A 17,608-nucleotide genomic window follows, 5' to 3' on the forward strand; every position below is an offset into this window, starting at 1 on the left:
GGCGTTGAACGAACGGAACCGCATATCACAAGCGGCGCCGTTCAACGCCGAGACGCGAATATGCGTCTCTACAGCTTCTGCCAATGAAACTACCTGCTATACTGACGGCCACGCTGCTGAGCCTCTCGCTGGCCGGCAACGCCCAAACACCGGCTCCGCTCAGTTTGCCCGAGCAAAGCTTTGAGCTTTTCTGGCAGGCTTTCCGCGACAACTACGCTTTCTTTCCCCTCAAAAAAGTAGACTGGGATTCCACCTACCGCGTGTTTCGCCCGCAGGTAACGGCCCAGACACCGCCGGATTCGTTGGTAGCCGTGTTTGGCCGCATGGTGGCGCCGCTGCGCGATGGACACATTTCCATCTCCCGCGGAGAAACCATTCTGTTCAAGGGCGAGAGTGCCCGCAACTCGTTCAAGCAGCACTTTCGGGCGGTGCAGCCGGCGTTCTGGCAGGTGGCCTACGCACAGCTGCGGGCGGCCAGCTTCTCCCCTATTAAAGCCAGCGGCCCGCAGATCAAAGACAAGCAGTTGCTCTACGTCAGCCGTAATGGCCCCATCGGCTACCTGCACCTCAGCCGCAGCTTCGCCGATATTACCGGTGCCATTGGCACCGAGGAGCAGGAGCAAGCCGACCACCAGAAGCTGGAGAGGCTGTTCGCCAAAGCCCTCGGGCAGCTGGCCGGCTGCCAGGTGCTGCTGCTGGATTTGCGCGACAACGGCGGCGGCCACAGTGGCGTGGCGCTGGCCGGTCATTTTGCCCCGGCACGCTACCTGGCTAACTACAAAGCGCTACGCCAGCCCGGCGGCTACCAGCAGTTCACGGCCTCCGAACCCATCTACGTAACTCCTTCTGAAGGCCCGCGCTTTCTCGGCTCACTGGTACTCCTGACCTCCGACCAGACGGCCAGCGCCGCCGAGGACCTGACGCTTTCCCTGGCCCAACGGCCGGCAGTAACCCTGGTGGGCACTGCCACCAAGGGCATGCTCTCCGATATGTACGCCGTGCATCTGCCCAACGGCCTCGACGTTACGCTTTCCAACCAGCGCTACACCACGCCCCCCGGGCAGCTATTGGAAGATGTAGGCGTACAGCCGAACATAGCCGTAGAAAACACCCCCGCCGCCCTGAGCCAGGGCCACGACCCGGTGTTAAGCAGGGCGCTGGAAATAGCCCGCCAGCAAATCCGGCGGTGAGTAACCTGGAGCAAATTTCGAGTTCATAAGCAGGATGTAGAGACGCAACCTCTTGCGTCTCTACATCCTATACCGCAACCTGACAATTGCTGTAGAGCCGTTTTCAGGTAGTTGTACATGTAGCGCGAACTTGGTAGTTCGCGTCCTTGCACCGGTAGGGCTGCCCGAACAGCGCAGGGGCACGAACGACCAAGTTCGCGCTACTGCCGGCCGGCCCCACCAGCTGTATAATGACCTGAAAACCGGTGTCCAGGCAGTCGGGTAGTCTTCTTCCTGTTGATTGGGACGGGCTACCCGGTCGATAACCACAGAAAAGAAGCGCCGACCCAATGACTGGGTCGGCACTTCTTTTTACTGAGGAGCAGATTACTTCTTGGTTACCCGCACATCGACCCGGCGGTTCTGGGCCCGGCCTTCGGGGGTGTCGTTGGTGGTGAGCGGGTGCTCCTGGCCGTAGCCCTCGGCGGCCACGCGGCCGGCATCTACGCCATTGTCCATGAGCATTTTGCGGGCGGCATTGGCCCGGTCGGCGCTGAGGGTGAGGTTCGTATCAGCCTTGCCTACGTTGTCGGTGTAACCGCCAAACTTGATGGCCGAACCGGGGAAGGCTTTCATAATGGCGGCGATGTTGCGCAGCTGGGCCTGCGACTCGGCCGTGAGGTTGGCTTTGCCGGTTTCAAAATACACCCGGTCGAGGCTCATCCAGCCCTGGGTTTTGTCGTCGCTGACCGTGGCGTTGGCATCGTTGAGGAAGTTGAACAGGCGGCTTTCCACCGAGTTGGCTCCTACGTTGATGCTGGTGCCGTCGGGCAGGCTAATGTCGCTCAGCGCGCCCACATCGTACACGTAGTTGCCGGTGGCGTCGTCGTAGCGGCCGGTAGCGGCCATCGGTGCCGGGGCAGCGGCCACGTTGTTGTCGGCGGCGGGCATTTCGGTGGTCGTTGGCATAGCCGCGTCGGGCGTTTTGTCGCAGCTGCGCATAAAGTACCACACCGCCGCCAGGGCCGCTACCAGCAGCAGCAGCCAGGGCCAGCGGCTGGGCGCGGCAGCCACTGGCGCGGTGGCGCGGGCCGCCGTAGTGCCGGCCGACGCTGCCGTTTCGGCCACCTGGGCCTTGGCGTTGCTGATGGTGCTGCCCAGGCCGGTGGCGCCCAGGCCCGACAGGATGGCACCCAGGCCGCTTGGCAGGTTGCCCATGGCGCTCATCACGTTGCTGCGCTGGCCGCTCAGGTAGCTACCGAAGCCGTTGGCGTCAAGGTTGTTGGTGGCGGCGTGCTTGCCCAGCAGGCCCAGCACCACGGGCACGGCCATGCGCATCAGGTTGCCCACCAGCGACGAGCTGACGTTGGCCTGCTGGCTCACGCCCTCCACGGCCGGGGTATATTGGTTGCCGAAGATGGATTGCAGCAGGTCGGAACCCTTGCTGAGCAGGCTTTGGTCGGCGCCCGGAGTGGCGGTGCTGGCCCCCGTCAGGCCACCGAGCAGGCCGCCCAGGTTGCTCAGGATGCCGCTGCTGTGGGCCTGCTGAGCCATGCCGAACAGTTCGGAAGTGCCGCCCGGCTGCTGCGCCCGGCTGAACAGGCCGCCCAGCACCAGGGGCACCACGCTGCGCAGGGCGCTGCTAACGTTGCTTTCACTTTCGCCCAGCGACTCGCTGGTCTGGCGCATGGTGTCGCCGCCGAAAAAGTCCTGGACGTTCTCAAAGATATTCTGGCTCATGGGATTAGGGAGTTGGGTGAGAGATGAAAACGCTTACGGCATATTTTTACCGGCGTATAGCCAAACCGCTATTTATTTTCCCTACATATCCCCAAACTCTCTCGGCAGTCCGCCAAGCGGCCGCAACACCGGCTGCAACTGCCATAACATCTACTGCTAAACTACCACGGCGGCCCCTGATTCCTCAGAGGCCGCCGTGGTGGTTTTCGAAAACCGGGCTTGCTTATTTTCCAGCCGTTACGTCCGTCCTGATGCTCAGCTCCTTCAACTGCGCCTCCGAAATCGGCGAGGGCGAGTCAATCATCACATCACGCCCCGAGTTGTTTTTGGGGAAGGCAATGAAGTCGCGGATGGAGTCGGCGCCGCCGAAGAGGCTACAGAGGCGGTCGAAGCCGAAGGCGATGCCGCCGTGGGGCGGGGCGCCGTACTCGAAGGCATCGAGCAGGAAGCCGAACTGGGCCTGGGCTTCCGCATCCGAGAAACCGAGCAGGTTGAACATGCGGGCCTGCACGGCGCGGTCGTGGATGCGGATGGAGCCGCCCCCTACTTCCACGCCGTTTATCACCATATCGTAGGCGTTGGCGCGGGCCTGGCCGATGGTTTCGGGGTTGTCGAGCAGGGCCATGTCCTCGGGCTTGGGCGAGGTGAAGGGGTGGTGCATGGCGAAGTAACGGCCTTCCTCCTCCAGGTATTCGAGCAGCGGGAAATCGACCACCCACAGCGCCGAAAACGTGTCTTTGTCGCGCAGGCCGAGGCGCTGGCCCATTTCGAGGCGCAGTTCCGAGAGAGCCTTGCGTGTTTTGTCAGCCGGGCCGGCCAGCAGCAGCAGCAGGTCGCCGGGCTGGGCGTTGAAGGCGGCTTTCCACCGTTGCAGCGCCTCCTGGTCGTAGAACTTATCGACCGACGACTTCACGTTGCCATCAGCTTCGACGCGGGCGTACACGAGGCCGGTGGCCCCAATCTGGGGGCGCTTGACGTACTCGGTCAGCTCGTCGAGCTGCTTGCGGGTGTAGCTGGCGGCCCCGGTGGCGCAGATGCCTACCACCAGCTCGGCGGCCTCGAACACCGGGAAGTTGTGGCCCTTGGCCACGTCGTTCAACTCCACGAACTTCATTTCGAAGCGCGTGTCGGGCTTGTCGTTGCCGTAGAAGCGCATGGCGTCGGCGTAGGTCATGCGGGGCAGCCGGCCGATTTCCAGGTTTTTCACCTCTTTAAACAGGTACTGCACCAGGCCCTCGAAGGTGCTCAGGATGTCCTCCTGCTCCACGAACGACATTTCGCAGTCGATCTGGGTGAATTCGGGCTGGCGGTCGGCGCGCAGGTCTTCGTCGCGGAAGCACTTCACAATCTGGAAATACCTATCGAAGCCCGATACCATGAGCAGCTGCTTGAAGGTCTGGGGGCTCTGGGGCAGGGCGTAGAACTCGCCGGGGTTCATGCGCGAGGGCACCACGAAGTCGCGCGCGCCTTCGGGCGTGCTTTTGATGAGCACGGGCGTTTCCACTTCGATAAAGTCCTGACCGTCGAGGAAGCGGCGGGTAGCCTGGGCCACGCGGTGGCGCAGCATCAGGTTCTGGCGAACGGGGTTGCGGCGCAAATCCAAGTAGCGGTACTTCAGGCGCAGGTCGTCGCCGCCGTCGGTGTCGTCCTCAATCAGGAAGGGCGGCAGCTTGGCCGGGTTGAGCACTTCGAGGCTTTCCACCCGGATTTCGATGCCGCCGGTGGGCATTTTGTCGTTTTTGGAGTGGCGCTCGGCTACGGTGCCGGTCACGCAGAGCACGAACTCGCGGCCCAGCTGGCGGGCCTGTTCGCGCACTTCGGCGGTTTCCACGCCTTCTTCAAGGGCCAGCTGGGTCAGGCCGTACCGGTCGCGCAAATCCACCCACAAAATGCCGCCTTTGTCGCGGGTGCGCTGTACCCAGCCGCAGAGCGTAACCGTTTGGCCAATGTGTTCGGGGCGCAATTCGCCGCAGGTGTGGGTCCGGAGCATAAATCTAATTTTTGGCGAAGATACGACTTGGAAGGCGTCGTTTCCCGCAGAGGCGCGCAGAGAATGACGCAGAGGCACGCAGAGAACGACCTCCGCGAACCTCTGCGTCATCCTCTGCGCGCCTCTGCGGGAAATGCTACTTGCCCGACCCGTTAACCGCCACCAAGGCCCGGTTCGTTGAAAAGCCGCTCCCAATCACGCGGGTTTCTCTATGTTTGCTAAAACCCCTATCCCTATGGAATTACGCATCGAGCACCTTTCGAAAACCTACGCCAACGGCACCCAGGCCCTGCGCGACGTCAACCTCACCATCCCGACCGGCATGTTCGGGCTGCTGGGCCCCAACGGGGCGGGCAAATCGAGTTTGATGCGCACGATTTCTACGCTGCAGGAGGCCGACAGTGGCAGCATCAGGCTGGGCGATTTGGACGTGCTGCACGACAAGGATGCCGTGCGGCGGGTGCTGGGCTACCTGCCCCAGGAGTTCGGGGTGTACCCCAAGATTTCGGCCGAGCAGCTGCTCGACCATTTCGCGGTGCTCAAGGGCATCTCCGACAGCCGGCAGCGGCGCGAGGTGGTGGCGGGCCTCTTGCAGCGCACCAACCTCTACGAAGTGCGCAAGAAGAACCTGGGCGGCTACTCGGGCGGCATGAAACAGCGCTTCGGCATTGCCCAGGCCCTTTTGGGCAACCCCCGCCTGATTATCGTGGACGAGCCCACCGCCGGCCTCGACCCGGCCGAGCGCAACCGGTTCCACAACCTGCTGGCTGAAATCGGCGAGAACATCATCGTGATTCTGAGTACCCACATCGTGGGCGACGTGAGTGATTTGTGCCGCAACATGGCCATCATAAACAAGGGCCAGGTGCTGCTCACCGGCGACCCGCTGGTGGTGATGCAGGAGCTGCGCGGCCAGGTGTGGAGGCGCGAAGTCGACAAGGAGCAACTGCCCGCGCTGCTGCAGGAGCAGCAGGTGATTTCGACCCGCCTGTTCGCCGGCCGCACCATTGTGCACGTGGTGGCCCCCACCCAGCCCGGCTCCGACTACGACGCCGTGGAACCGACGCTGGAAGACGTGTATTTCGCCCGCATCGCCCAGGCCGAGCAGGCGGTGGGGGTAGAGGGCTAGCAACTAGCTCCCCTCCTTGGAAAGGAGGGGTTGGGGGTGGTTGAATACGCCGACACGATTGCTAAATCTAAAACCAGCTTCTAGTTGCTGTTCAACAATTGTCAACCACCCCCAGCCCCTTCTTTCCAAGGAGGGGAGCTAGTTGCTAGTTTCTCAAACCCCTCCCGCCTTCTAACTCCTAGCTTCCTCAGCTCCTAGCTCCTAGCTCCTCAAAAAATGTTTCTACAGATATTCAAGTTTGAAATCTGGTACCGGCTGCGGCGGCCGGCTACCTACATTTACTTCGGCATTCTTCTGGCGCTTTCGTTGCTGATTACCCTCATGACGGGCGGCTTTTTCGAGAGCCTGACGGCCGTGGTGGGCGTCGGCAAGGTGCATCTGAACTCGCCTTACACCATTAACAGCCTCACCAACGCCCTGGTGCTGCTGCCAGGCATTCTGCTGGTGTCGGCCATGTTCGGGCCGGCGGTACTGCGCGACTTCGATTCGCAGATGCACCCGCTGCTCTATACCTCGCCCATCAGCAAGTGGGGCTACCTGGGCGGGCGGTTTTTTGGTACGCTGGTCGTTACGCTGCTGCTGATGAGCGGCATTGCGCTGGGCCAAATCATCGGGGCCCTGTTTCCGGGCATTCCGGCCGACCGGCTGGGGCCGTTTCAGCTCAGTTACTACCTGGTTCCCTACCTGACGTTTGTGCTGCCCAACGTGCTGCTGACGGGCGCTATTTTCTTTGCGCTGGCCACCCTTACGCGGCAGGCGCTGAGCACTTACGTGGGCAGCATCGTGTTTCTGGTGCTCTACATAATGGCCCAGAGCCAGCTCTCCGACCTCGATAACCAGACCGTGGCGTCGCTGCTCGACCCGCTGGGCAGCGGCGCAACCCAGCTGCTGACCAAGTACTGGACGCCCGTGGAGAAAAACGTGCGCCTCATCTGGCCTACCGGGCTGCTGGGCCTCAACCGGCTGCTTTGGCTGGGCGTGGGTTTGCTGCTGGTGGGCTTCTGCTACGTGCGCTTCCGCTTCGAGCAGGGCGCTACGGGCAGCGCGGCCCCGCGGCGGGCCAGGCCGGGCGGGGCGGCGCTGGGCGTAGTGGCCCCGGCCCCGGTGGCCGTGGCCCTGCCGGCCGTCGACCAGCACTTTGGCTTCGCCCAGTATTTCAACCAGTACCTGCGCCTGACCTGGCTGAGTTTGCGCGACGTGCTGCGGAGCCCCTACTTTATTGCCATTGTAGTGGCCGGACTGGCGTTTTTGCTGGCGGCGGCGCTGCAAATCGGCAAGATCTTCGACACCACCACGTTCCCGATTACGGCCCAGGTAATTGAGATTCTGTCGGGCTCGTTCTCGCTGTTCGTGCTGGCCATCGTTACGTTTTACGCCGGCGAGCTGGTGTGGAAAGAGCGCGATGCCCGCCTCAATCAGATGCACGACGCGCTGCCCATTCCGAACTGGGTGCCGTTTTCCAGCAAGCTCACGGCCCTGCTGCTGGTGCCGGTGGTGCTGCTGCTGGTGGTGATGATGTTTGGCATCATCACCCAGCTTTCCAGCGGCTATACCAACCTCGAAATCGGGCTGTACGTGCGCTGGCTGTTTGGGCTGAAGCTCATCGACTATTGGCTGCTGGTGGTGCTGGCCGTGGTGGTGCAGGTCGTGGTGAACAACAAGTACCTGGGCCATTTCGTGATGGTGCTTTACTACGTGTTCAGCCTGTTTGCCGGGCAGCTGGGGCTGGAGCACAACCTGCTCATTTACGGCGGCGACTCCGGCATCCGCTACTCCGACATGAACGGCTTCGGCCATTTCGTGGGGCCTTACCTGTGGTTTAAACTGTACTGGGCGCTGCTGGCCGTGGCGTTGGCCGTAGGGGCCAACCTGCTGTGGGTGCGTGGCACCGAAACCGACTGGCGCACCCGGCAGCACCTGGCGGGCCGCCGCTTTTCGGGTCCGGCCCGCGCGGCGCTGGCTCTGGCGCTGCTGGGCTTCGTGGCTGTGGGCGGCTGGATTTTCTACAACACCAACGTGCTCAACCACTACCGCGGCAGCAAGGCCCGGCAGCAGCTCACCGTCGATTACGAAAAGAACTACGGCCGCTTCCGCCATACGCCCCAGCCCCGCATTGTGGCCGTAGATGTGAACGTGGATTTGTACCCGACCCGGCAGGAAGCCCGGGTGCGGGGCCAGTACTGGCTGCGCAACAAAACGGGCCAGCCGCTCGACACCATAATTCTCAACCTGCCCTCCAACGAGGACGTGCGCATCCGCAAGATGCAGCTCGGCCCGGGCGGCGCCACCACCGTGCTGGCCGACTCGCTCATGGGCTTCTACGTGCAGCGCCTGCCCCGGCCCCTGGCCCCCGGCGATTCGCTGCCGCTGGCGTTTGATATGTACTACGCCGCGCCCGGCTTCGAGCAAAGCACCGGCCGCACCAGCATTGTGGCCAACGGCACGTTCATCAACAACGGCAACCTGCCCCACCTCGGCTACAGCGAAAATGCCGAACTGAGTGAGCCCAGCGCCCGCAAGAAGTTTGGCCTCAAGCCCAAGCCCCGCGTGGCCCGCCTCGAAGACACTACCGCCCGCGCCAACACCTACATTGCCTCCGATGCCGACTGGGTCCGCTTTGCCGCCACCGTAAGCACCGTGCCCGACCAGATTGCCCTGGCGCCCGGCTACCTGCAAAAGGAGTGGACCGAAAACGGCCGCCGCTACTTCCGCTACGCCATGGACGCCCCGATTCTGGATTTCTACTCGTTCCAGTCGGCGCGCTACGCCGAGCGCCACGCCAAGTGGAACGATGTGGACATTACGATTTACTACCAGCCGGGCCACGAGTACAACCTGGGCCGCATGGTGCGCGGCGTGCAGGATGCCCTCAGCTACTACACCAAGAACTTCGGGCCCTACCAGCACCGGCAGGTGCGCATCGTGGAGTTTCCGGGCTACTCGGCTTTTGCCCAGGCCTTTCCGAACACCATTCCGTTCTCCGAAAACATCGGTTTCATTGCCAAAGTCGACACCACCGACCCCAAGGACGTGGACTACCCCTACTACGTGACGGCCCACGAGGTGGCGCACCAGTGGTGGGCCCACCAGGTAATCGGGGCGGCGGCCCAGGGCGGCACGCTGCTTTCCGAAACCCTGTCGCAATACTCGGCCCTGATGGTGATGAAGCAGAAATATGGCCCCGAGCGCATGCGCAAGTTCCTCAAGTACGAGCTGGATGCCTACCTGCGCGGCCGGGCCACCGAGCGCATTGCCGAGCAGCCGCTCTACCGCGTCGAGAACCAGCAGTACATCCACTACCGCAAGGGTTCGGTGGTGATGTACGCGCTGGCCAACTACCTGGGCGAAGACAAGGTGAACCAAGCACTGAGCCAGTATCTGCAGGAAGTGAAGTTCCAGCAGCCGCCCTACACCACCTCGCTCGACCTGCTGCGCGACCTGCGCCAGGCCACACCCGACTCGCTGCAATACTTGCTCACGGATATGTTTGAGCGCATCACGCTGTATGAGAACAAGGCCGATTCGGTAACGGCCCGCAAGCTGCCCGACGGCCGCTACCGGGTGGATATGGTGCTGAGCGCGAAGAAGGTGTACGCCGACAGCGCCGGCAACGAAACGCCGGCCAAGCGTATGAACGACCTGATTGACGTGGCCGTACTCGGCCAGCAGAAAATCAACGGCAACTGGCAGGACGTGCCCCTGTACCGCCAGAAACGCCGCTTCCGCGCCGGTACCACCCGCCTAAGCGTCATCGTGCCTTCCAAACCCGCCAAAGCCGGCATCGACCCCTACAACCTGCTCATCGACCGCACCCCGGATGACAACGTAAAGGCGGTAGTGGTGAAATGATATTTTGAGCTGCAAGCCACAAGCCGCAAGCTACAAGCTGACGTTCAATGTTAGCTTGTAGCTTGCGGCTTGTGGCTTGCAGCTCAAACTTGGCCTGACTTCTGTATTAGGCCCGTCAGTCCAATTCCTGACTCCGATTTTCTCTGCCATGCACCGCCCTCTCCTCCTCGCCTTCGCGGCCTCCCTGCTCACCTTCGCTACCGCCCAGGCCCAGACAGCCACCAAAATCAAGACCAAAACCAAGGAGGCCAACGGCACCGAGGTAAAGACCAAAACCGACGTGGAGCCGCTCGTGCTCGACGGGCCGATCCGGCGGGTGGAAACCTTGTCGGGCATTGATATTTTCCCGGGCACGGGCGGCAAGAGCATCATGCTCAGCTTCACCCAGCAGTTCACCCAGCCCGGCACGCTCACGGTCACCAACTATAAGAAGCAGGCCATCTACTCCACGGCGCTCGACCCGCAAAGCAACACCGGCGCGCCCGTCGATTTGGGTCGGATTCCGGCCGGCAGCTATTTGGTGGAGGCCAAAACCGGCAATTACGTGTACTGGAAAAAGGTGATGGTAAAGTACCCTGCCGCACCCGTGGCCCGCAAAAAGCGGCGCTAATGGCCTATGCGTCCCGGCCTTTTCGGCGAGACGGGCAACTGTTTAAGGCTCCGAAGTCGTTTGGGCTTCGGAGCTTTGCGTTTCTGGTGGGCCCGGTCGGGCCGGCCTTCTTCTTTCTTCTGCTATGAATTCTGTTTCGCGTTTTTTCCGCCTGCTGCCGCTGCTGGGGCTTATGCTCGGGTTGCTGGCCTTTGCCGGGCCCGGCCTCAAAAAGACCACTATTGCCAAGAACCTGACCATGGGCGTACCCGACGGCTTTACACCCCTGCCCGACGACGGTATTGCCGCCAAATACCCGGCCCAGCGCCGCCCGCTGGCCGTTTTCACCAGTCCCAACGGCCAGGTGGGCCTGAGCGTGACCCAGAAACCCACCAACTTCACGAGCCGCGACTACGCCCTGCTGCTCAAGGTGTACAAGGCCAGCGTGCAGAACATGTACGGCAAGGTGCAGTTTCTGCGCGAAGACATCCACACCATCAACAAGCGCGACTTCGTGGTGCTGGAGTTCGTCTCGACCGTGGCCGACAACCGCCGCGGGGGCGGCAACCTGGCCCCCATCCGCAAGTACCAGCTGGTGCAGTACGCCATCGAGGCTGATCAGCTGTACGTGTTCACCTTCGATGCGCCCGCCAGCGAGCAGGCCAAGTGGCAGCCCGTCGCCCAGGCCGCCATGGAGAGTGTGGTGATGAAGTAGTTTGGCTTTTGAGAGCTTAAAAACCAAGTGTCATCCTCTCAATCCTTAATCCCCCTAGCTCCCAGAAATGCCCCTTTCCCTGTATTCCGACGAGCAGTATATGCGGGAGGCGCTCAAGCAGGCGCGCTACGCGCTGGCCGAGGACGAAATTCCGATTGGCGCCGTGGTGGTGCTCGACAAGCGCATTATTGCCCGCGCCTACAACCAGACCGAGCGGCTCCAGGACGTAACGGCCCACGCCGAAATGCTGGCCCTGACGGCGGCGGCCAATCATTTGGGTAACAAGTATTTGCAGGAATGCATGCTGTACGTAACCGTGGAGCCCTGCGTGATGTGCGCCGGGGCCAGTGCCTGGGCCCAGGTGCGGCGGGTGGTGTTCGGGGCCCCCGAGCCCAAGTTTGGCTACCGCCGCCACGGCCGGCTGCTGCACCCCAAAGCCGAAGTGGTGAGCGGCGTGCTGGCCGCTGAGAGCGAGGAGCTGATGCGGGAGTTTTTCGCCCAGAAGCGGAAATAGGCTACTTTTAGCCCGATGCCGTAACCCTGGCCCCCGCGCCGGGGTTGTATATGGTAGGATAACTGATGGAAGGATAAGGAGTGGAAGACCAGGAGAAGCTCGACGCGCTTTTGGTATCCCTCTCTCGTCCTTCCTGATTTACCTTTTCACCCCTCATCTCTTTCCCTAACCCTTAACCACCTTTACTATGGCTTTCGAACTGCCCGCCCTTCCGTACGCTTTCGATGCACTGGAGCCGCACATTGATGCGCAAACCATGCAGATTCACCACGACAAGCACCACCAGGCCTACGTCACCAACCTCAACAATGCCATTGCCGGCACTGATATGGAAGGCAAGAGCCTCGATGAGCTGATGCACAACATTGCGGCCGCTCCTGTGGCCGTGCGCAACAACGGCGGTGGCCACTGGAACCACTCCATGTTCTGGCAGGTGCTGAGCCCCAAGGGCGGCGGCGAGCCTACCGGCGCCGTAGCTGAGGCCATCAATAAGTCGTTTGGCTCGTACGAGAAGTTCAAAGAGGAATTCACCAAGGCGGCCGGTACGCGCTTCGGCTCGGGCTGGGCCTGGCTCTGCAAGCAAACCGACGGCTCGCTAAGCATCTGCTCGACGCCCAACCAGGACAACCCGCTCATGCCCGACGCCGGCTGCAAAGGCACTCCGGTGCTGGGCCTGGATGTGTGGGAGCACGCCTACTACCTTAAGTACCAGAACAAGCGCCCCGACTACGTGGCCGCCTTCTATAACCTCATCAACTGGGATGAGGTAAATAAGCGCTTTCAAGCCGCTTAATAGCGTTTTTCGTTCCTGGTTTTTCGTTTTTCGGCTGAGGTATACCGACCGTTAAAACAGCCCGGCCGGCAACGCCATTCGGAAAGCCTCCGCTCCTGTTTGGGGCGGAGGCTTTTTTGTGACCAACTTTTTAAGGCGGATTAAGAAACCTTTTCGGCTTGGCAGACTTTAAAGCAATCCAATGTATCTACATCATTTTAACTCCAATGTCTGACCTTCTCTTTTCACCCGCTCAGCTCGGGTCGCTCACCCTTCGCAACAAAGTAGTAATGGCTCCCATGACGCGGAGCCGCGCGCTGGGCAATGTGCCTGGCCCACTGATAGCCGAGTACTACGCTCAGCGCGCCTCGGCCGGCCTTATCATTACCGAGGGCACTGCCCCGGCCGCCAGCGGTTTGGGCTACGCCCGTATTCCGGGGCTGTTTAATGCCGAGCAGGTGGCGGGCTGGAAGCTGGTCACCGACGCCGTGCATGCCCGCGAGGGCCGCATTTTCGTGCAGTTTATGCACACCGGCCGCATCAGCCACGACCTGAACCTGCCCGAGGGCGAGGAAACGGTGGCTCCTTCGGCCGTAGCCGCCGCCGGCCAGATGTGGACCGACCAGCAGCAGATGCAGCCCCACCCCACACCCCGCGCCCTGACTACGGCCGAGGTAAAACAGTTGGTGCAGGACTTCGCCAAGGCCGCTAAACTGGCTATCGAAGCCGGTTTCGACGGTGTGGAGCTCCACGCGGCCAACGGCTACCTGCTCGAACAGTTCCTCAACCCCCATACCAACCAGCGCACCGACGAGTACGGCGGCTCGGCCGAAAACCGCGCCCGTTTTGTGCTGGAAGTAGCCGATGCCACGGTGGCGGCCATCGGGGCCGGGCGTACCGGCATCCGCATCTCGCCCTGGGGCACGTTCAACGATATGGGCACCTACGAGGGCGTGAGCGACTTTTATGAGTACCTCGCCACCGAGCTGCAACGCCGTAACCTGGTGTACCTGCACCTCATCAACCCCGAAACCACCGGAGCTCCGGCTGCCTCGGCCGATACCGTACCGCGCATCCGCCGCGCGTTCACCAACACGCTCATCCTGAGCGCCGACTACGACGCAGCCAAGGCCGAAGCTGAACTCCAGAGCGGCCGCGCCGACCTCGTGGCTTTCGGCCGCCCCTTCATCAGCAACCCCGACCTGGTAGAGCGCATGCAGGCTGGCGCCGGGTTGGCCAAGGGCGACCCGGCCACTTTCTACGCCCCCGCTCCCGAGGGTTTCCACGTAGGCTATACCGACTATCCGGCTCTGGCCGAATCGCAGCTAGCGTAGCTGTTAGCTGTTAGCTGTTAGCTGTTAGCTGAAAAACGTCATCCTGAGCAGCGCGAAGGACCTTACCACGTTAAAACGACAATCGTTACAACGACTCGTTTTAACGTGGTAAGGTCCTTCGCGCTGTTCAGGATGACGTTTTATTTGAGTGGCCGCTTTACTTGGGGCAGGCGCCGCGCAGGTCGATGAACACGATGCGCCAGCGGCCACCCGCCCCGGCCGATTTAGAGAAGTGGAACTGGTAGCCGGTGCTGGTTTGCAGCACACCGCGCACGCAGCGGCCCACCGCGGCCTGGGCCTGGTTGCGGGTGGCCTGGCGCAGGGTGGCCGTCTGCCAGAAATCCTGGGCCCGGAACTGGGTGGACGGGCCGTTGAAGCAGCCTTGCCGGGCGAAGGTGCCGGCCGGACAGTTAGGTGCGGGCAGGCGCTCCACCACCTGGGGCTTGGGGCAGTCCATCAGCTTTTTATCGAGGCTGAACAGGGGCTGCTCCTTTTGGGTGAGCAGGTTTTTCACGTCGGCTACCCGCGTAATTACGGGCTTGCCATCGGCCTGCTCCAGCAGCCAGAGGCCGTACTCGGGGTCGATGAGCTGGTTGAAGGTAGCCGCGTCGTGGCCGCGCAGGCTGCCTTCCAGAATAACCCAGGCGCCGGCCAGGCTGGTATCGGCGGGCATTATGGCTTTTTCGGTGCCGGCGATGGCCGGGTCGGGGTTGGGCACGTCGGCCGAGGTCAGCACCTGGGCTTCCTGGCCCGAGGCACGGGGCTGATCGGGCATGCCGTTGGGGTTTTTCACGTCGCCGCAGGCAGCGAGAAGCAGGGCAGCCAGCGCCGGGAAGAGCAGAGGAAAGCGCATAGATAATGGTTGAGAGGTCGAAGGGAATGAAGAAGGGTAATGACGGAACAAAAAGAACGGTCATGCTGAGCATAGCAGTTCTTTTTCATCCACTTAAGCACTAACAACTAAGAACTAAAACCTCGACTACGCCCACTCTACCCCCTGGCGCAGCCAGGCCTGGGTGGCGGCTTCGGGCGAGTTGGGGGCGGGCTGGAAATCGTAGTGCCACTCGCACTGGGGCGGCAGGCTCATGAGGATGCTTTCGGTGCGGCCGCCGGTTTCGAGGCCGAAGCGGGTGCCGCGGTCGATGGCCAGGTTGAACTCGGCGTAGCGGCCGCGGCGCACCAGCTGCCACTGCTTCTGGGCTTCGGTGTGGGGCTGGTCGCGGTTGCGGCGCATGAGCTCGGCATAGGTGCGGCCGTACACCTCGCCCACGTCCTGCACGAAGGCAAACAGCTCCTCGAACGAGCCGTCGCGGCCGACAGTGAGGCGGTCGAAGAAGATACCGCCCACGCCGCGGGTTTCCTGGCGGTGGGGCAGGTAGAAATACTCGTCGGCCCACTGCTTGAAGCGCGGATAGTAGCTGGCATCGTGCCGGTCGCAGCTGATTTTGATTTGCTCGTGAAACCAGCGGGCCTGGGCCTCATCCACGTAAATCGGGGTCAAATCGAGCCCGCCGCCGAACCAAGCTTCGCCGTTGCCGGCCTCGAAGTAGCGCACGTTCATGTGCGAGATGGGCACCAGCGGGCTGCGCGGGTGTTGCACCACGCTCACGCCGGTGGCGAAGTAGCCGGGGTCGGGCATGAGCAGCTGCCGGGCGGCAGCCTCGCTCATGCGGCCCGATACGGCCGAGAAGTTCACGCCGCCCTTTTCCAGCACGTCGCCGTTGCCGATAACGTGGGTCAGGCCGCCCCCGCCGCCTGCGTGCTCCCAGGCGTCCTGCCGGAAAGTAGCGCCCCCATCGGCCGTTTCAAGCTGCCGGCACAGCCAGTTCTGGAATTCGCGCATCCAGCTTTCCACCGTAGTACGGGCCGGAATAAGTTCGTGGGCGGGAGTGGTGACGATTGACATAACGCACTGTTTTTTTTGGGTGATAGAATATTCAGGCCGGTGTAGAGACGCATATTTGCGTCTCGTCGTTGAACGACAGGCAGCGGAACGACTGGCCCTGGAATGGCTGAAGTCAGCAACGACGAGACGCGAATACGCGTCTCTACAACCCAGCTATCTTGGCCAGCGTGCGCGGCGTTTGGGCCTCCGTCTGGCCGAGGCGCTCGGCACACTTGTCGCAGCAGGTGACGCTGGCGGCGGGCGCGGTAGAGGGTAGCACCAGCACCGGAATGCGGGTGTGGTAGGCGCGGGTGGCCGTGTAGCAGGCATCGAAGTAGCGCAGCAGCTCGGCTTGATTGGTGGGCGCGATGAGCAGCAGCTGGGCCTTGGTGCGGGCGCAGAAGTCGCCGGTGCCTTCCAGCGGGGCGTCGTCTTCGAGCAGGTGGGTAGCTACTTCGGGCCAGGTGAGCTGGGCGGCGGCCCGGCCCAGGGCCAGCTTCAGGGCCCGGCGGCGGCTCCGCTCCTGAGGGGCGTAAAACTGCACCAGCTCCAATGGGGCCGGAAACGCTTCGGCCAGGGCCGAGGCCCGCGGCAGCACGGCCAGCGGCAGGGTGCTGAAATCGGCCGAGAACACCAGGTGGTTGGGCAGCGACCGGCGACCGGGCGGCACTAGCAGCACCGGGCAATCGACCAGCGCGCGGATAGCGGCGGCGTGGTTGCCGGGGGCTTCGGCGCGGCCGCAGTCTACGTGTTCGAGGCTCATAACCAGCATATCGGCCCCGCAGCGGGCGGCTTCGGCGCGTACGTGGTCGTGCAGGCAACCGGTGTGCAGGCGGTAGCTGTAGCGGATGCGGCGGCCATCCTGGCGAGTAAGCTGCTGGTAGCGCAGGCGCTCGACCAGGCCCCGCAGGCGCTGCTCCTCGGTGGCCAGCACCGCCGCCGTGGCAGCATCCGACAGCGGCTCGGCAGGCGTAGGGTGGCAGTAGAGCAGCACGATTTCGGCCGGCCAGCGCACGGCCAGCTTGTTGGCGTAGGCCAGGGTGTGCTCGGTGGCGGCAGTGTGATCAAGGGAAACGAGCAGGGTTTTCATGGGCTGGCGGGAAAGGATGTTCGGGAGGGAGAAACGGGTAGCGTTGGACGGAGTGCGGCCACCAGCGGCCGGAACTATATCAGTGGCAGAGCGTGACGGTAGTAGCGGGTCGTTCGGCCGGGGCAGTCGTGGCGGTGGGCAGTTGCGGGCTCAGGTAGGGGATGCCCAGGCCCAGGCCGCGCACGATAAACAGCGCGGCCAGGCCCAGGGCCAGCACCGGCACAGCCCGCCGCAGCCGGCCGCGCCACACCAGCGGCACGAGTTGCCCGGTGAGCGAGAGGGCCAGCATCAGCGGCAGCGTACCCAGCCCGAACAGGGCCATGTAGGCCGCGCCGCCCGCCAGGCCAGGCGCACTCAGGGCCCCGGCCAGCGCCAGGTACACCAGTCCGCAGGGCAGCAGGCCGTTGAGCAGGCCGGTGGTGTACAGCGCGCCCAGCGTGGGCTTCTGGTAGAAATAGGCCAGTCGGTTTTTCACCTTCGCCAGCACCGGCGCGAGGCCCAGCGCCCCGGCGGCGCGGCCCAACTGCCGTTCGGGCGTGGCCACCAGTACCAGAATCAGCAGGCCCGAGAGCAGCGAGAGGCTTTGCTGCCAGCCGGCCAGTTGCAGCCCCTGCCCCACCCCGCCGGCCACCGCCCCGAGCGTGGCATAAGTAGTTACCCGGCCCAGGTTGTAGAGCACCCGCCCCAGCACGTAACGCCCGCGCGGCTGCCCCGCGCCCGGCAACGCCAGCGCAATGGCCCCGCACATGCCCACGCAGTGGAAGCTGCCAATCAACCCGAATAGAAAACCGGCCCAGAGCATGCGGTGAGTTGGTGATTTGGTGAGGTGGTG

The 17,608-nt window shown here is 62.9% G+C and carries 14 protein-coding genes; 8 read left to right on the top strand and 6 right to left on the bottom strand.

What is annotated here, in order from left to right; genetic code table 11:
- The first annotated feature begins 83 nt into the window (after positions 1-83).
- Positions 84-1,190, top strand: a complete 1,107-nt coding sequence (locus BMY67_RS14310; RefSeq protein WP_092772735.1) for a S41 family peptidase — start codon at positions 84-86, stop codon at positions 1,188-1,190.
- Between the two features lie 366 nt (positions 1,191-1,556).
- On the opposite strand, the gene BMY67_RS14315 is transcribed toward BMY67_RS14310, so the two are convergent.
- Complete coding sequence (locus tag BMY67_RS14315; protein ID WP_092772737.1) at positions 1,557-2,909, bottom strand: OmpA family protein; 1,353 nt, start codon at positions 2,907-2,909, stop codon at positions 1,557-1,559.
- A 223-nt stretch (positions 2,910-3,132) separates the two neighbouring features.
- Positions 3,133-4,899: an aspartate--tRNA ligase gene (gene aspS, locus BMY67_RS14320; RefSeq protein WP_092772739.1), complete on the bottom strand. Its 1,767-nt coding sequence runs from the start codon at positions 4,897-4,899 to the stop codon at positions 3,133-3,135.
- Between the two features lie 235 nt (positions 4,900-5,134).
- On the opposite strand from aspS, the gene BMY67_RS14325 reads away from it, so the two are divergent.
- From BMY67_RS14325 to BMY67_RS14355, 7 genes are all read left to right on the top strand, one after another.
- Positions 5,135-6,028 (top strand): ABC transporter ATP-binding protein, encoded by an 894-nt coding sequence (locus tag BMY67_RS14325; protein WP_092772741.1) that lies wholly within the window; start codon positions 5,135-5,137, stop codon positions 6,026-6,028.
- Positions 6,029-6,244: 216 nt separating this feature from the next.
- Positions 6,245-9,877 (top strand): ABC transporter permease/M1 family aminopeptidase, encoded by a 3,633-nt coding sequence (locus BMY67_RS14330; RefSeq protein ID WP_092772743.1) that lies wholly within the window; start codon positions 6,245-6,247, stop codon positions 9,875-9,877.
- Positions 9,878-10,025: 148 nt separating this feature from the next.
- Positions 10,026-10,487 carry a hypothetical protein gene (locus tag BMY67_RS14335; RefSeq protein ID WP_092772745.1) on the top strand — a complete coding sequence of 154 codons (462 nt, stop codon included), beginning with the start codon at positions 10,026-10,028 and terminating at the stop codon, positions 10,485-10,487.
- A gap of 124 nt (positions 10,488-10,611) precedes the next feature.
- Positions 10,612-11,181 (top strand): hypothetical protein, encoded by a 570-nt coding sequence (locus BMY67_RS14340; RefSeq protein ID WP_092772747.1) that lies wholly within the window; start codon positions 10,612-10,614, stop codon positions 11,179-11,181.
- A 67-nt stretch (positions 11,182-11,248) separates the two neighbouring features.
- Positions 11,249-11,695 carry a nucleoside deaminase gene (locus BMY67_RS14345; RefSeq protein WP_092772750.1) on the top strand — a complete coding sequence of 149 codons (447 nt, stop codon included), beginning with the start codon at positions 11,249-11,251 and terminating at the stop codon, positions 11,693-11,695.
- A 187-nt stretch (positions 11,696-11,882) separates the two neighbouring features.
- Positions 11,883-12,488: a superoxide dismutase gene (locus BMY67_RS14350; RefSeq protein WP_092772752.1), complete on the top strand. Its 606-nt coding sequence runs from the start codon at positions 11,883-11,885 to the stop codon at positions 12,486-12,488.
- A 206-nt stretch (positions 12,489-12,694) separates the two neighbouring features.
- Positions 12,695-13,801: an alkene reductase gene (locus BMY67_RS14355; protein WP_092772754.1), complete on the top strand. Its 1,107-nt coding sequence runs from the start codon at positions 12,695-12,697 to the stop codon at positions 13,799-13,801.
- Positions 13,802-13,958: 157 nt separating this feature from the next.
- Here BMY67_RS14355 and BMY67_RS14360 read toward each other — a convergent pair whose 3' ends face one another.
- The 4 genes from BMY67_RS14360 to BMY67_RS14375 form a co-directional block, all read right to left on the bottom strand.
- Positions 13,959-14,654, bottom strand: a complete 696-nt coding sequence (locus BMY67_RS14360) for a hypothetical protein (RefSeq protein ID WP_092772756.1) — start codon at positions 14,652-14,654, stop codon at positions 13,959-13,961.
- A gap of 126 nt (positions 14,655-14,780) precedes the next feature.
- Entirely contained in the window at positions 14,781-15,707 is a 927-nt protein-coding gene (gene hemF, locus BMY67_RS14365) for an oxygen-dependent coproporphyrinogen oxidase (RefSeq protein WP_092772758.1), read from the bottom strand.
- A 142-nt stretch (positions 15,708-15,849) separates the two neighbouring features.
- The gene (locus BMY67_RS14370; protein WP_092772760.1) at positions 15,850-16,776 is read right to left on the bottom strand and encodes a universal stress protein; all 927 of its coding nucleotides are present in this window, start codon (positions 16,774-16,776) and stop codon (positions 15,850-15,852) included.
- A gap of 79 nt (positions 16,777-16,855) precedes the next feature.
- Positions 16,856-17,578, bottom strand: coding sequence for a sulfite exporter TauE/SafE family protein (locus BMY67_RS14375; protein ID WP_092772762.1), 723 nt, complete (start codon positions 17,576-17,578; stop codon positions 16,856-16,858).
- Positions 17,579-17,608 lie beyond the last annotated feature (30 nt).

This window comes from Hymenobacter actinosclerus (assembly GCF_900111515.1).
Taxonomy (GTDB): Bacteria; Bacteroidota; Bacteroidia; order Cytophagales; family Hymenobacteraceae; genus Hymenobacter; species Hymenobacter actinosclerus.